This window comes from Streptomyces sp. CNT372, from assembly GCF_000377145.1.
The window spans coordinates 179,863-194,019 of the sequence record NZ_KB897780.1; the positions used below are offsets into that span (position 1 = coordinate 179,863).

The 14,157-nt window shown below is 72.4% G+C and carries 12 protein-coding genes; 3 read left to right on the forward strand and 9 right to left on the reverse strand.

Translation table 11 applies throughout. The features are described from left to right. Window positions 1-51: 51 nt before the first annotated feature. A complete protein-coding gene (locus C593_RS0111245) occupies window positions 52-1,107 on the forward strand; it encodes a hypothetical protein (protein WP_018847403.1) in 1,056 nt (351 codons plus the stop codon). Window positions 1,108-1,159: 52 nt separating this feature from the next. Beyond that, window positions 1,160-1,750, forward strand: coding sequence for a Uma2 family endonuclease (locus tag C593_RS0111250; protein ID WP_018847404.1), 591 nt, complete (start codon window positions 1,160-1,162; stop codon window positions 1,748-1,750). Window positions 1,751-1,901: 151 nt separating this feature from the next. Here C593_RS0111250 and C593_RS0111255 read toward each other — a convergent pair whose 3' ends face one another. The 9 genes from C593_RS0111255 to C593_RS0111295 form a co-directional block, all read right to left on the reverse strand. Next, complete coding sequence (locus tag C593_RS0111255; protein WP_018847405.1) at window positions 1,902-2,870, reverse strand: ABC transporter substrate-binding protein; 969 nt, start codon at window positions 2,868-2,870, stop codon at window positions 1,902-1,904. Window positions 2,871-2,971: 101 nt separating this feature from the next. Next, entirely contained in the window at window positions 2,972-4,960 is a 1,989-nt protein-coding gene (locus C593_RS0111260) for an ABC transporter permease subunit (protein ID WP_018847406.1), read from the reverse strand. A 67-nt stretch (window positions 4,961-5,027) separates the two neighbouring features. Beyond that, window positions 5,028-6,119, reverse strand: a complete 1,092-nt coding sequence (locus C593_RS0111265) for a glycine betaine/L-proline ABC transporter ATP-binding protein (RefSeq protein ID WP_018847407.1) — start codon at window positions 6,117-6,119, stop codon at window positions 5,028-5,030. Next, window positions 6,116-7,678 carry a GMC oxidoreductase gene (locus C593_RS0111270; protein ID WP_018847408.1) on the reverse strand — a complete coding sequence of 521 codons (1,563 nt, stop codon included), beginning with the start codon at window positions 7,676-7,678 and terminating at the stop codon, window positions 6,116-6,118. Before C593_RS0111270 ends, C593_RS0111265 begins: the two co-directional genes overlap by 4 nt. A gap of 22 nt (window positions 7,679-7,700) precedes the next feature. Continuing rightward, the gene (locus C593_RS0111275) at window positions 7,701-9,188 is read right to left on the reverse strand and encodes an aldehyde dehydrogenase family protein (protein ID WP_026277585.1); all 1,488 of its coding nucleotides are present in this window, start codon (window positions 9,186-9,188) and stop codon (window positions 7,701-7,703) included. A 117-nt stretch (window positions 9,189-9,305) separates the two neighbouring features. Next, window positions 9,306-10,058, reverse strand: a complete 753-nt coding sequence (locus C593_RS30980) for a hypothetical protein (RefSeq protein ID WP_018847410.1) — start codon at window positions 10,056-10,058, stop codon at window positions 9,306-9,308. Window positions 10,059-10,250: 192 nt separating this feature from the next. Next, complete coding sequence (locus C593_RS0111285) at window positions 10,251-11,240, reverse strand: malate dehydrogenase (RefSeq protein WP_018847411.1); 990 nt, start codon at window positions 11,238-11,240, stop codon at window positions 10,251-10,253. Between the two features lie 456 nt (window positions 11,241-11,696). Then, complete coding sequence (locus C593_RS0111290; protein WP_018847412.1) at window positions 11,697-12,461, reverse strand: DUF3017 domain-containing protein; 765 nt, start codon at window positions 12,459-12,461, stop codon at window positions 11,697-11,699. A gap of 17 nt (window positions 12,462-12,478) precedes the next feature. Then, window positions 12,479-13,348 carry a bifunctional methylenetetrahydrofolate dehydrogenase/methenyltetrahydrofolate cyclohydrolase gene (locus tag C593_RS0111295; protein WP_018847413.1) on the reverse strand — a complete coding sequence of 290 codons (870 nt, stop codon included), beginning with the start codon at window positions 13,346-13,348 and terminating at the stop codon, window positions 12,479-12,481. Between the two features lie 257 nt (window positions 13,349-13,605). Here C593_RS0111295 and C593_RS0111300 point away from each other — a divergent pair, with 257 nt between their 5' ends. Beyond that, entirely contained in the window at window positions 13,606-14,154 is a 549-nt protein-coding gene (locus tag C593_RS0111300; protein ID WP_018847414.1) for a hypothetical protein, read from the forward strand. Window positions 14,155-14,157 lie beyond the last annotated feature (3 nt).

Sequence of the window (14,157 nt, forward strand, 5' to 3'; positions counted from 1 at the left end):
CTCCCAATCCCGATCGAGGGCCTGACCACCGAGGAAGTTAGGCCCTTCCCGATGGATACCCAGCAGATTAGCGCGCCCCCGCGCGCCTCGTCCCGCGTTCCGGCCCGTGTCACCGCTTTCGGTGTCGTCCACGTCCACGCGATCCACACCGAGCGCTTCACGATCGTCGGCAACCACCTCGCCCAGCACGGGCAGTTGTCGCTGACCGCGATCGGCCTCGCGGTGCACATCCTGTCGCTGCCGGACGGCGCGAAGGTCGGCGTCAAGGTGCTGGCCGACCGCTTCCCGGAGAGCGAGGCGCGCATCGCCGCCGCGCTGCGGGAGCTGGAGACCCACCGCTACCTGCGGCGCTTCCTGGACCGGCTTCCGTCCGGCAAGGTCGTCACCCGTACGGTCTGCTACGCCCGGCCGGAGGCGGTACAGGACGCGGCGGCGCCCGTGCCACGGCGCGAGGCGGGGGCGGCCCCGCCGGCCGTCACCCCCGAAGGCCCCGAGCCCGCTCGGGGCCGGGAAGCCCTCGGGCCCGCGCCCACGCCGGAGCCCGTCGTTCCCGTGCCGGAGCCCGTCGTTCCCGTGCCGGAGCCCGTCGATCCCGCGCCGGAGCCCGTCCTCCCCGTGCCCGAACCCGTCGTTCCCACGCCGCCACCGACGCCCGAGCCGCCCGGTCCCGTGGCACCCGTGCGCGGGACGCCCACCGTTGCCCCCGCTGCCCCTCCCCCGGCCCGGCTGCCGGAGCCCGCCGTGCACGACCCGGACCGCCACCGGATCGCCGTGGACCTGCTCGCCGGGCTGCGACGGGACGACATCCGCCTGCTGCTCTCCGAGCACGAGGTGCGCCGCCTGGCCCCCGCCGTGTCCGCGTGGCTCGAACGGGAAGTGCACCCCGACGCCGTCCGCCTGGCCCTCACCAGCGGTCTGCCCGGCCCGCTCAGACGGCCCTCGGGGCTCCTCGCCCACCGGCTCGCTGCCCTCCTGCCCCCACCTCTGCCCGCACCGGCGCCGCGACCCCGCGCCATGCGGACCTGCGACGGCTGCGAGCGGGGCATCCGCGCGCCGGAGGGAGAACTGTGCCGCGACTGCCGGAGCGAGCGGGCGGCGGCCGCCTAGCATGAGGGGGACGACCCCTGCCGCCGGGTACGGACGACGAGGAGCGAGCCCCATGACCATCGCCCCGGACGACGCTCAGCACGACGCGCGCCAGTACGAGGTCATGCGTGAGTTCGTCCAGTCCATGGACGACACCCTTCCCGGCAAGTTCGAGATCACCAAGGAAGGGATCGTCCACGACATGATGTCGCCCGCGAGGCCGCACGAGCTCACCGTGCTGCGGGTGCGCAAACGCCTCGAAGCCGTCCTCCCGGAGGGCCTGGTCGCGCACACCGGCACTCCCGACGTGGAGCACGCGGGCGAGGGCGTCATGCGTCACCCGGACGTGATCGTCATCGCCGAGGCCGACATGGAGGGCGAGGGCTCATTCGACCCGCACACGGTCCTCGCGGCCGTCGAGGTCGTGTCGCGGTCGAACCCGGACAACGACTGGGTGGGAAAGATGCGCGACTACCCTCTGCTCGGCATCCCGGTCTACGCGCTCTTCGACCCGCGCACCGGCACCGGGGCCGTGTTCAGCGACATCCACACGACGCCGGCGGGCCCGCGGTACGCCACGCGCAAGGAGTTCGTGTACGGCGAGAAGGTCACCATCGGCGACTGGGCGATTCCGTCCGAGGGCCTGCCGCTGTACGGTCCCTGATCCCGCTGTACGGCCCCTGATCCCGGCGGCGACGACGCAGGTCCGCCGTGTACCCGTACGCGCGGTGGGCGTACGGGTACACGGCGGCCGGGCCGGTCAGGCCAGGTCAGGTCAGGTCAGGTCAGGTCAGGTCAGGTCAGGTCAGGTCAGGTCACTTCTTCGGCAGCCAGGCCTTCCAGGTCGACTCGTTGGCCTTGACCCACTTCTCGGCGGCGGCCTCGGGCGACATCTTCTCCCCGGCGATCATCTGGGCGACCTCGTTCTGCTGCTCGGTCGTCCACTTGAAGTTCTTGAGGAACTCCGCCGCCTCGCCGCCGTTCTTCGCGAAGTCCGCGTTGAGGAACTTCTGGAGGGGCGTGTTCGGGTAGGCGCAGGCGACCTTCTCCGGGTCGGCGTCGCAGCCTTCCTTGTACTCCGGCAGCTTCACCTCGACGAGCTCGACCTCGGCGTTCAGCCACTGCGGGGTCCACCAGTACGTGAGGAAGGGCTTCTCGTCCTTCACGTACTTCTTGATGGCCGTGATCTGCGCCGCCTCGGAACCCGCGTAGTTGGTCTTCAGGTTCAGGCCGAGGTTCTTGATGATCGCGTCGTCGTTGGTGACGTAGTCCGGCGAGCCCTCCAGGAGTTCGCCCTTGCCGCCGCTCTCGGCGGTGGCGAAGTCCTTGGCGTACTTGTCGAGGTTCTTCCAGTCCGTGACGTCGGGGTGCTTGTCGGCGAAGTACTTGGGCACGAACCAGCCGATGTGGCCGGTGACACCGAGGTCGCCGCCCTTGACGACGGTCTTCTTCTCCTCGACGTACCGCTTCTCCTCCTTGGGGTGACCCCAGTCCTCCATGATGGCGTCGACGTCGCCCTTGGAGAGCGCGTCCCAGGCCAGGACCTCACCCATCTGCTGGGACTTGACCGTGTAGCCGAGCTCCTTCTCCAGGATGTACGCGGCGACGGCCGTGTTGGCCTGCGCGCCGACCCAGGAGGGAACGGTCAGCCTGACGGTCTTGTCCCCGGCGCTCGCGTCCTGGTTCTTGCCGGTGTCCGCGGCCCCGCAGGCGCTGAGGGACAGGACGCCCAGGGCGCCGACGACGGCGGTGGCGGTACGGAGGGTTCTGGTGGTGGTGCGCATGAGGGTGCTCCTGCTGTTTCGTGACGAGGACGTCGGGGGTGGGTTCCGGGGCGGGCGGGGTCGGGATTTCCGGGACGGGGTCGGGTTTTCCGTGCGGACGGTCAGTGACGCTTGCGGGCGGTGGTCGGCTGGGTGACCCGGTCGAGGACGAGACCGAGGCAGACGATCGCCAGGCCGGCGGTCATGCCGAGGCCCATCTCGCCGCGGGAGAGGCCCTTGACCACGTCGTAGCCGAGCGCTCCTCCGCCGACGAGCGCGCCCACGACGACCACGGCGAGGACGAGCACGACGCCCTGGTTGAGCGCGAGTTGCAGCGCCGGACGGGCGAGGGGCAGCTGCACCTGGAAGAGCTGCTGCCGGGACGACGCGCCGAGTGAACGGGCCGCCTCCATGGCGGCGGGGTCGACCTCGCGCAGGCCCTGTGCGGTGATCCGCACGACGGCGGGCAGCGCGTACACGACGGCGGCGATGATCGCCGACGCCCTGGTGACGCCGAAGAGGGCCACGACCGGAATGAGGTAGACGAACTGCGGCATCGTCTGCATGGCGTCCAGAAGGGGCCTGAGCCCGCGTTCCAGCCGCCCGGCCCGGGCGCTCGCGACGCCTATGAGGACGCCGAGGACCAGGGTGACGATGAGCGCGGCGAGCACCTGGGAGAGCGTGTCCAGCGACTTCGTCCACACGCCGAGCACGCCGATCGTCGCCATGGCGAGGGTCGCCGTCAAGGCGGTCGCCCAGGTGCCGACCATCCAGGCCAGGGCCGCGACGAGCAGCAGGACCGACCACCAGGGCAGCCCGAGCAGGCTGTCCCGCAGCGGGTTGAGGACCCACAGGGTGAAGTGCTCCGACCAGGTCTCGGTGCCGCCGAGCACCGGGATGCCCGAGGAGAGGTTCTCGGTGATCCAGCTCTGCGCCTTGTTGACCGGGGTGGAGATGCCGACCGTCCAGTCGGCGGGCCAGGCGGCACCGATCACGGGCCGTGCGGCGACGGCCGCCGCGACGCCCGCCGCGACCAGGGCCCATGCGGAACGGCCGTGCAGCAGTCCGCCGCCCGGGGCGCCGGCGCCGATGCGGTCGCCGGCCGCGGCCGTCGTGCGGTCCAGCCAGATGGCGATCAGCACGATCGGGATGCCGGCGGTCAGGGCCTTGCCGACGTCGACGGTGGAGAGCGCCGAGTAGACCTCCTCGCCGAGGCCGCCCGCGCCGACGAGCGCGGCGATGACGACCATGGACAGGGCCATCATGATCGTCTGGTTCAGACCGAGGAGCATCTGCCGGCGGGCCAGCGGCAGCCGGGCGGTCCGCAGACGCTGCCACGGACTGGTCCCGAGCGAGGTGACCGCCTCCATCACCGAGGGGTCGGCGCCGCGGAGCCCGAGCGCCGTGAGGCGGGCCATGGGCGGGGCGGCGTAGATGACGGTGCAGAACAGGGCCGCGGGGGTGCCCGTGCCGAAGACCAGGACGAAGGGCAGCAGGTAGGCGAAGGCGGGGAGGACCTGCATGGTGTCGAGCACCGGCCGCAGCGCCCGGTCGACCCGGTCGGACAGGCCGGCGGCCAGGCCGATCAGCACTCCCAGCAGGGCGGCCAGCAGGACGGCGACGACCATCAGCGCGATGGTCAGCAGGGTGGCGTCCCACATGCCCAGCAGCCCGCACAGCGCGAACGCGGCGAAGGCCGTCGCGGCGACCTTGGCGCCGGCGCGGCCGAGACCGGCGGCGCGCCAGGCGACCAGGACGCCGAGGGCGAGCACGCCCAGCCAACCCAGGGAGTGCAGCAGGTCGTACACACCGCGGACGGCGTCGGTGGCGGTGTTCGACAGATGCAGCAGGAAGTAGAGGAACAGCGGGTGGGAGTCGCGGTTGTCGACGACCCACCGGTTGACGTCGTCCAGCGGCTGCGAGATGTCGACGTGCAGCGCCGCGGGCCAGCCGCCGCTGCCCCCCAGCACGATCCCGGCCGGCACGAGCACGGCCGCGATCACGGCGAGCACCAGCAGCTTGCGCTGCACGGGGTGGTTCAACGCCTCGCGGAGGGCCGGGGCGGACGGTTTCTGCTTCTCCGTTGCGGGAGCGGACACGGTGGCGGTCATCGGGTGCACCGCCCCTCGGTGGTTTGCCCGTCAGTGGTCCGGCGCGGTGCCGAAGGGTTTCTGCGGATCACGCGGCGACCTCCGGGACGGCGGACGTGCCGGCCACGACCCGCAACAGGTCGACGTGGCCGACGACACCGAGGCAGCGGCCGTCCTCGACGACGCGGGCCGTCTGGCCGGTGCGAGCCACGGCCTCGATCGCCTCGAAGACGGTCGCCTCGGGGGCCAGTGCCGGCCCCTGGGCGGCCTCGTCTCCGCCGGCGGGCCGCATGGCCCTGCGTACGGTGAGGACCTGCTCGCGCGGTACGTCCCGGACGAAGTCGCGGACGTAGTCGTCGGCGGGCGAGCCGACGATCTCCTCGGGGGTGCCGAGCTGGACGATCCTGCCGTCGCGCATCAGCGCGATGCGGTCGCCGAGCTTCAGCGCCTCGCTGAGGTCGTGGGTGATGAAGACCATCGTCCGGCCCTCCTCGCGGTGCAGGCGGACGACTTCCTCCTGCATGTCGCGGCGGATGAGCGGGTCGAGCGCGCTGAACGGTTCGTCGAAGAGCAGCACCTCGGGGTCGACGGCGAGCGCGCGGGCGAGGCCGACGCGCTGCTGCTGCCCGCCGGAGAGCTGGCCGGGGCGGCGGTGCTCCATGCCCTCCAGGCCGACCTTGGCGACGAACTCGGCGGCACGCTCGCGGCGTTCGGCACGGCCGACGCCCTGGATCTCCAGGCCGTAGGCGATGTTGTCCAGGACGGAGCGGTGCGGCAGCAGTCCGAAGTGCTGGAACACCATGGAGGCGCGGTGGCGGCGCAGTTCGCGCAGGCGCCCGGCGTCCATGGAGAGGACGTCCTCTCCGTCGATCGCGATCTCGCCCGAGGTGGGCTCGATCAGCCGGGTCAGGCAGCGCACCAGGGTGGACTTGCCGGAGCCGGAGAGGCCCATGACGACGAAGACCTCGCCCTTGCGGACGTCGAAGGAGACGTCCCGGACTGCGGCGGTGCAGCCGGTGCGCTCGCGCAGTTCGGCGGCGTCGAGGGCGGTGAGGTCCGCGTCTGCGGGGACGCGGTCGGCCTTGGGACCGAAGACCTTCCACAGGTTGCGCACCGAGAAGACGGGCGGCGCGTCCAACGCGTCTGCCCCGGGTGCGGCGGGGGCGGTCGTGGTGCTCATCGGGTGGTGCCTCCCAGCAGGTCCGCGCACTTCTCCCCGACCATGAGGACGCCGATCATCGGGTTCACGGCGGTCATGCTCGGGAAGACGGACGCGTCGGCGATGCGGATGTTCTCGAGGCCCCTGACCGTCAGGTCCGGTGCGACGACAGCCTGTTCGTCGTCGGCCGCGCCCATCCGGCAGGTGCCGGCGGGGTGGTAGACGGTGTGCGCGACCTTGCGCGCGTACTCGCTCAGCTCCTCGTCGGAGGTGACCTCCGGCCCCGGGCAGACCTCGCGCTTCAGCCAGCCGGCCAGCGGCTCGCGGGCGGCGATCTCGCGGGCGATGCGGATGCCGTCGACGAGGGTGCGGCCGTCGTAGTCGTCCTCGTCGGTGAAGTACCGGAAGTCGAGGGCGGGCTTGACCTCGGGGTCGGCGCTGGTGAGGTAGAGGCGGCCGCGGCTGCGCGGCTTGGGGATGTTGGGGGTCATCGACACGCCGTGCGGGGGCCGTTCGTAGCCCAGGCGCTCGGGGTTGTCGGTGAAGGGGATCTGGTAGAAGTGGAACATCAGGTCCGGACCCTCGGACTCCGGGTCCCGGCGGACGAACAGGCCCGCGTCGGAGTCCATCGCGGAGTTCTCCGGGATCGGCCCGTGGGTCTCCCAGACGATGACCGACTCGGGGTGGTCGAGCAGGTTCTCGCCGACGCCCGGCAGGTCGTGCACCACCGGGATGCCCAGCCGCTCCAGGTCGGCGCGGGGGCCGATGCCGGAGTGCATCAGCAGCCGCGGGGTGTCCACGGCGCCCGCGCAGACGATCACCTCGCGGCGGGCCCGGACGACGTGCTCGGTGCCGTCCTTCGTGCGCACGTGCACGCCGGTCGCCCGGGTACCGTCCAGCTCCAGGCGGAACGCCCATGTCTCCAGGGCGATGTGGAGGTTCGGCCGGTCGAGGAACGGGTGGAGGTAGGCGACGGAGGCCGAGGACCGCTTGTTGTTCTCGGGGTGGTAGGCGAGGTCGAAGAAGCCGACGCCTTCGTGGAACGGCTTGCGGTTGAAGCCCTCCACCTTCGGCACGCCGAGCGCCGCCTGCGCCGCGTCGACGAAGTCGCGGGCGATGGCGTTCCGGTCGGTCTCGTCCACCGGGACGATGTTGTTGCGCAGCCGGGCGAAGTACGGGTCCATGGAGGCCGCGTCCCAGCCCTCGGCACCCGCCTCGGCCCACTCGTCCCAGTCGGAGGGCAGCGGCTTGAAGGCGATGAGGGTGTTGTGGGAGGAGCAGCCGCCGAGGACGCGGGCGCGGCTGTGGCGGATGTGCGAGTTGCCGCGCGGCTGCTCGGTGGTGGGGTAGTCGTAGTCCAGTTCGCCGCCGAGCAGGCCCATCCAGCGGCGCAGGGTCAGTACGTCGTCGCGGCCGGCGTCGCTGGGGCCGCCCTCGATGACGGCGACGGTGGTCTCCGGGTCCTCGGTCAGCCGGGAGGCGATCACCGAACCGGCGGTGCCGCCGCCGACGACCACGTAGTCGTAGACCTCGGGGTGCTCCGCTCCGGCATGCGGGTGCTGTGTGTGCGTGGTGCTCATGTGCGCTTGTCCCTCTCCCCGTTCAGCCCGCGAACCAGCGCACCGGGCGCGGAGCGAGGTTCTGGTAGATGTGCTTGGCCTCGCGGTACTCGGCGAGGCCGGTCGGGCCCAGTTCGCGGCCGGTGCCGGACTTCCCGAAGCCGCCCCACTCCGCCTGCGGCAGGTAGGGGTGGAAGTCGTTGATCCAGACGGTGCCGTGGCGCAGCCGGCCGGCGACGCGGCGGGCGCGGCCGGCGTCGGAGGTCCAGACGGCCCCGGCGAGGCCGTACTCGGTGTCGTTGGCGAGGGCGACGGCCTCGTCCTCGGTGGTGAAGGTCTCGACGGTGAGGACCGGGCCGAAGACCTCCTCGCGGACCACGCGCATCCCGCGGTGGCAGTGGTCGAGGACGGTGGGCCGGTAGAAGTAGCCGGGCCCCTCGGGCTTCTCGCCGCCGGCCCGCAGCACGGCGCCCTCCTTGAGGGCGGAGGCCACGAAGTCCTCGGTCTTGGCGAGCTGGGCGGCGGAGACCAGCGGGCCGCACTCGACGCCCTCGTCCGTGCCCCGGCCGAGCCGGATCTTCTCGGCGCGGCGGGCGAGTTCGGCGACGAAGCGGTCCCGCAGGGACTCCTCGACGATCAGCCGGGAGCCGGCCGAGCAGACCTGGCCGCTGTGGATGAAGGCGGCGTTGAGCGCCTGGTCGACGGCGGTGTCGAAGCCCTCGGGGGTGGCGCAGGCGTCGGCGAAGACGACGTTGGGGTTCTTGCCGCCGAGTTCGAGGGCGACCTTCTTGACGGTGTCGGCGGCGGCCTTGGCGACCTTGGTGCCGCTGGCCAGCCCGCCGGTGAAGGAGATCAGGTCGACGTCGGGGTGCTCGGCGAGGCGGGCGCCGACGGTGGCGCCGGGGCCGGTCACGATGTTGGCGGCGCCCAGCGGAAGACCGGCCTCCATCAGCAGCTCGATCAGGGCGACTGTGGTCAGCGGGGTGATCTCGCTGGGCTTGATCACGAAGGTGTTGCCGGCGGCGAGCGCGGGCGCGATCTTCCAGCTGGCCTGGAGCAGCGGGTAGTTCCAGGGCGTGATCATGGCGCACACGCCGACGGGCTCGTGCACGACGACGCTGTGGATCTCCTCGGAACCGGCGTCCACGACCCGGCCACCGCTCTCGTTCATCACGAGGTCGGCGAAGTACAGGAAGGCGTCGCGCACGCAGTCGACGTCGACCCGGCCCTCCTCCAGGGTCTTGCCCGCGTCCTGGCTCTCCAGGGCGCCGATCCGCTCGCGGTCGCGCTCCAGCAGGCCGGCGACGCGGCGCAGCAGGGCGGCGCGCTCGGCGACCGGGGTGCGCGGCCAGGAGCCGTCGTCGAAGGCGGCGCGGGCGGCGGCCACCGCGTCGTCGGTGTCCGCGACATCACCCTCGGCGACGACGGCGAACACGGTCGCGTCGACGGGGTCGATGATCTCGCGCGTGGCTCCGGAGGCGGCTGCGCGCCACTCTCCGCCCACGTGAATGGTCTGTTGTGCTGCCGACACGTCGCTTATGGCCTTTCGTTTCCTTTACGTCCCCCGGCCGGGCGTGGACCCAGCGGCTCGGCCACCTGCCCCAGGAGCGAAAGTCCATGCGCAACGATTGACCGAAAGTGGTCCTCCTCACGTTCGGGTACCGGAGCCGGCCGGTCCGCGCGGGTCCGTACGGAACGTGATCCACCGGTCCGGCGGAGCCTCCGGCCGGACCGGCACGCCCCGGGGCTCCTCCGTCCACTCCCCCGGAGCCACGCTCTCCGCGAGCCGCCGCCAGAACCGGGCCGCGGCCGTGTTCGCCTCCTGGAACGGGATCTCCCACCGGCCGGGACGGTCCGCCAGCACCTCCCGCACCGCCCGCAGCCCGACCCCGCCCCGGCGCAGCCCGCGCACCACGAAGAAGGCGCTCATCACCGCCCCGGTTCCGGCCACGCCTTCGGACCGGGCCACGTCCTCGGACCCGGACACGGCCACACCTTCGGCCCCGGCCGCGCGCTCGGACCCGGACATGACTTCGGAACGGGCCACGTCCTCGGACCCGGACACGGCCACACCTTCGGCCCCGGCCGCGCGCTCGGACAGGGCCACGTCCTCGGACCCGGACACGCCCGCGCCTTCGGCCAGCCCTCGGACCAGCGCGAAGCCGACCGGACTCGGGCCGCTCAGGAACAGGTACAGCGCCCGGTCCGGGTTCCCGAAGGCCGCGTCCAGCCGCTCGGTGCCGTAGGTCCCGCCCGGGCCGGGCGGGAACCCGCCCTGGTACGGGGCGAGGTCGTGCCGGAAGAGCTGCCACAGCCGCTCCAGCACCGCCCGGTCCGCCTCCCCGGCACCACGCACCACGACCTCGGCCTGGGCCTCGCAACCCGCCGTCCCACCGTCCACCCTGCGCTCCCACCGTCGTCCCGTCGAACCGTTGCCCCGGCCGGGGACTCCCGGCACGGCGAACTCACAGTGGCGGTCGGGGTGTTCGCCGTCCAGTCGCGCCGGGCCGGGAAACGGCACCGCCCCCGGCAGCCGAAGAGGCCGCCGGGGGCGGGACGTACGTACGCGGTTGGCCGCGACGTGCGCGGTGCGTCAGACGAGGCCGAGCTCGCGGACGGCCGCGCGCTCCTCCTCCAGCTCCTTGACGGAGGCGTCGATGCGCGCGCGGGAGAACTCGTTGATGTCCAGGCCCTGGACGATCTCGAACTTCCCGTCCTTGGTCGTGACGGGGAAGGAGGAGATCAGGCCCTCCGGGACGCCGTAGGAGCCGTCGGACGGGATGCCCATGGAGGTCCAGTCGCCCTCGGCGGTGCCGTTGACCCAGGTGTGGACGTGGTCGATCGCCGCGTTGGCGGCGGAGGCCGCCGAGGACGCGCCACGGGCCTCGATGATCGCGGCGCCGCGCTTGGCGACGGTCGGGATGAACTCGTCGGCCAGCCACTTCTCGTCGCTGACGACCTCGGCGGCGTTCTTGCCGGCGATCGTGGCGTGGAAGATGTCCGGGTACTGAGTCGCCGAGTGGTTGCCCCAGATGGTGAGGCGCTTGATGTCGGCCACGTCGGCGCCGGTCTTCGCGGCGAGCTGCGAGATGGCGCGGTTGTGGTCGAGACGGGTCATCGCGGTGAAGCGCTCGGCCGGTACGTCCGGCGCGGCGGCCTGGGCGATGAGGGCGTTGGTGTTGGCCGGGTTGCCGACGACCAGGACCTTGATGTCGTCCGCCGCGTTGTCGTTGATGGCCTTGCCCTGCGGCTTGAAGATGCCGCCGTTGGCGGAGAGCAGGTCGCCGCGCTCCATGCCCTTGGTGCGGGGGCGGGCGCCGACGAGGAGGGCCACGTTCGCGCCGTCGAAGGCCACGTTCGGGTCGTCGGTGATGTCGATGCCCTTGAGGAGCGGGAAGGCGCAGTCGTCGAGCTCCATCGCGGTGCCCTCGGCGGCCTTGAGACCCTGCGGGATCTCCAGCAGACGCAGCTTGACCGGCACGTCCGCGCCGAGCAGGTGTCCGGAGGCGATGCGGAAGAGCAGCGCGTAGCCGATCTGGCCGGCCGCGCCGGTCACGGTGACGTTGACGGGAGTGCGGGTCATGGCGATCTCCGTATGCAGGCTGGCGGTGGGGGCAGCGCTGCCCCTCGTACGGGATGTCCGGTCCACGCCACCTGAATCTTGACGTGAAGAGACTTCCAGCGGTCAGGCTATCCGACACGGCGGGGTGGTCGCCCGCGCCCCCGGGTGGTGCGGCTCATTGGTGCGGGGCGGCCCGGCGGCCCGGGGTGTCCGCGCGCCGGGCGGCGCGCCCGGTGGCCGAACGATCACACGATGGCGGAATGGTCACTTCCGTGCCACAGCGCACGGCCGCCCCTTGAAGCCCCTTGGCGCGTCCATGACCCTGGACACACGACGGCGCCCGTCCTCCCTCGGGGGAGAGGACGGGCGCCGCCCACCTGCGAGGGCCGGGCGATCGGGCAGGTCGGAGCTGCTCCCCGTACGCCGTCGGGCAGGTCGGAGCCGCTCCCCACTCCCCGTACGCCGTCGGGCGGCCTGCTAGCGGACCGTGAACTGGACCGCGTCCTCCAGGAACGGGATGTCGAGCCACGGTTCGGGCTGCGCCACCAGCGCGAGCAGAACGATCGCCGCGCCCAGCACCCCGTACGTGATCATGTCGGTGAAACGGGACCGGACCGCGAGCATCCCCACCGACGGGAGCACCCGGCGCAGGACCGCGCCGGTCAGCAGCGCGACCCCGATGACGATGGCGCCGACCCGGAACGCGTCGGCGAACGCGGCCGTACCGATGATCAGCAGCCCCACGCCGGTCGCGCCGAGGACGGTGAGCAGCGGCCACTGGCGCGCGGGCGCGGGGGCGTCACCCGGCGCGGCCCGGCCCCCGCCCTCCGGGCGGGCGGTGTCCAGGGTGACGGCGGGCGGGCGGCGGGAGCCGGACCCGGAGCCCGCCGCCCTGTCGTCGCCGTCCGTCACGAGGGTGCCGCCCGGACCGGCCGCCGTGCGGCCGGGGTTGCCGCGCCCGGCCGTCGTCCTGCCGGGGTCGGCTGCCGCACCGCCGGGGTTGCCGCGCCCGGCCGTCCCGTCCGGATCGGCCGTCGTCCGGCCCGAGTCGGCTGCCGCCCCGTCCGAACCGGCCGTCTTCCGCCCCGAGTCGGCCGTCGCACCACCGGGGTTGCCGGGCCCGGGCGTCCCGCCGGGGTTGCCGGAACCCTTCGCTACGCCGGCCCCGGCGTCCTCCGGCGCGCGCTCCGGCGCCGGCGCGGTGGCGTCCACTCCGGGATGCTCGTTCGTGCCTGCGCCCATGGCCCCGGCTCCTTCCGTCAGCCCTCGGACCCGGCGGCGGCCGCGCGCTCCGCGGCCTCGACCACGTTGACCAGCAGCTGCGCCCGGGTCATCGGGCCCACACCGCCCGGGTTGGGGGCGACCCAGCCCGCCACCTCGGCGACACCCGGGTGCACATCGCCGACGATCTTGCCGTTCTCGTCCCGGCTGACGCCCACGTCCAGGACGGCCGCGCCCGGCTTCACGTCCTCCGGCTTGACCAGGTGCGGCACACCGGCGGCGGCCACGATGATGTCCGCCCGGCGCAGGTGGGAGGAGAGGTCCCGGGTGCCGGTGTGGCACTGCGTGACCGTCGCGTTCTCCGACTTGCGGGTCAGCACCAGCGGCATCGGCCGCCCGATGGTGATGCCCCGGCCCACGACCACCACGTGAGCCCCCTTGATCTGCACGTCGTGGTGGCGCAGCAACTGCACGATGCCGTACGGGGTGCAGGGCAGCGGGCCCTCGATGCCCAGCACCAGCCGGCCGAGGCTCATGGGGTGCAGCCCGTCCGCGTCCTTGGCCGGATCCATCAGCTCCAGGACCCGGTTTGCGTCGATGCCCTCGGGAAGCGGGAGCTGGACGATGTAGCCGGTGCACTCCGGGTTCTCGTTGAGCTCCCGGACCACCGCCTCGATCTCCTCCTGGGTGGCGGTGGCGGGCAGCTCCCGCTGGATGGAGGCGATGCCGACCTGCGCGCAGTCGCGGTGCTTGCCGTTGACGTACCACCGGCTGCCCGGGTCGTCGCCGACCAGCAGAGTGCCGAGCCCCGGGGTGATCCCCCGCTCCCGGAGGGCCGCCACGCGGGCGGTCAGATCGGTCTTGATCGCGGCTGCGGTGGCCTTGCCATCGAGAATCTGGGCAGTCATGGCCCCATCCTCCCGGATGGACCCGCCCCGGTACCAATCCGGACCGGCGCCGTCCCGGCAGGTGAACTTTCCACCTGCTCACGGGGAGGTTGCACTTGCACAACACCTGTGCTTAACGACTGGACAAAAAGTCGACGTTGATACGACGATGAGCCGCGCAGTGCCGCGGGCAGTGCCGGGGGGCAAAACGGCAGAGAAGCGCAGATCCTCCGCTCGGACCGCGTCGTCCCCGCACTTTCAACGGAGGAATCCCAGACATGAGCTTCGGCGACCCGAACAACCCCTACGCCCAGCAGGGTCAGCCCCAGGGCCAGCCCGGCTACGGCTACCCGCAGGCCCCGCCGGTCCAGCCCTACGGCGGCGGCGGGTACCCGGCGGGCCCGACCGAGATGCCGGGTGGCGTCAAGGCCGCGCGCGTCATGCTGTTCGTCATCGCCGGCTTCCAGGTGATCGGCGCCGTCCTCGCCGGTCTGAGCGCCCTCGCCATCGGTGCCGCGCAGGACGACCCGGCGCTGAAGGACGACGTCCAGTTCCAGCAGCTCGCCGACATGTCCGTCGGCGCGGTGTGGTTCGTGACCCTGCTGATCCTCGGCTGGGGTGTCTTCGCGATCGTACTGGGCGCCAAGTTCGGCAGCGGCGGCAACGGCATCCGCGTGGCCGCGCTGGTCTTCGGCATCATCACCGCGGTGCTCGGTATCTACCCGTTCGTCCTGATCGGCCTGGTGCACACCGTTCTGGCCATCCTGGTCGCCGTGTTCGTCGGCAAGTCCGACGGCGCCGCCTGGTTCCAGCGCCCGCGCGTCTGACCA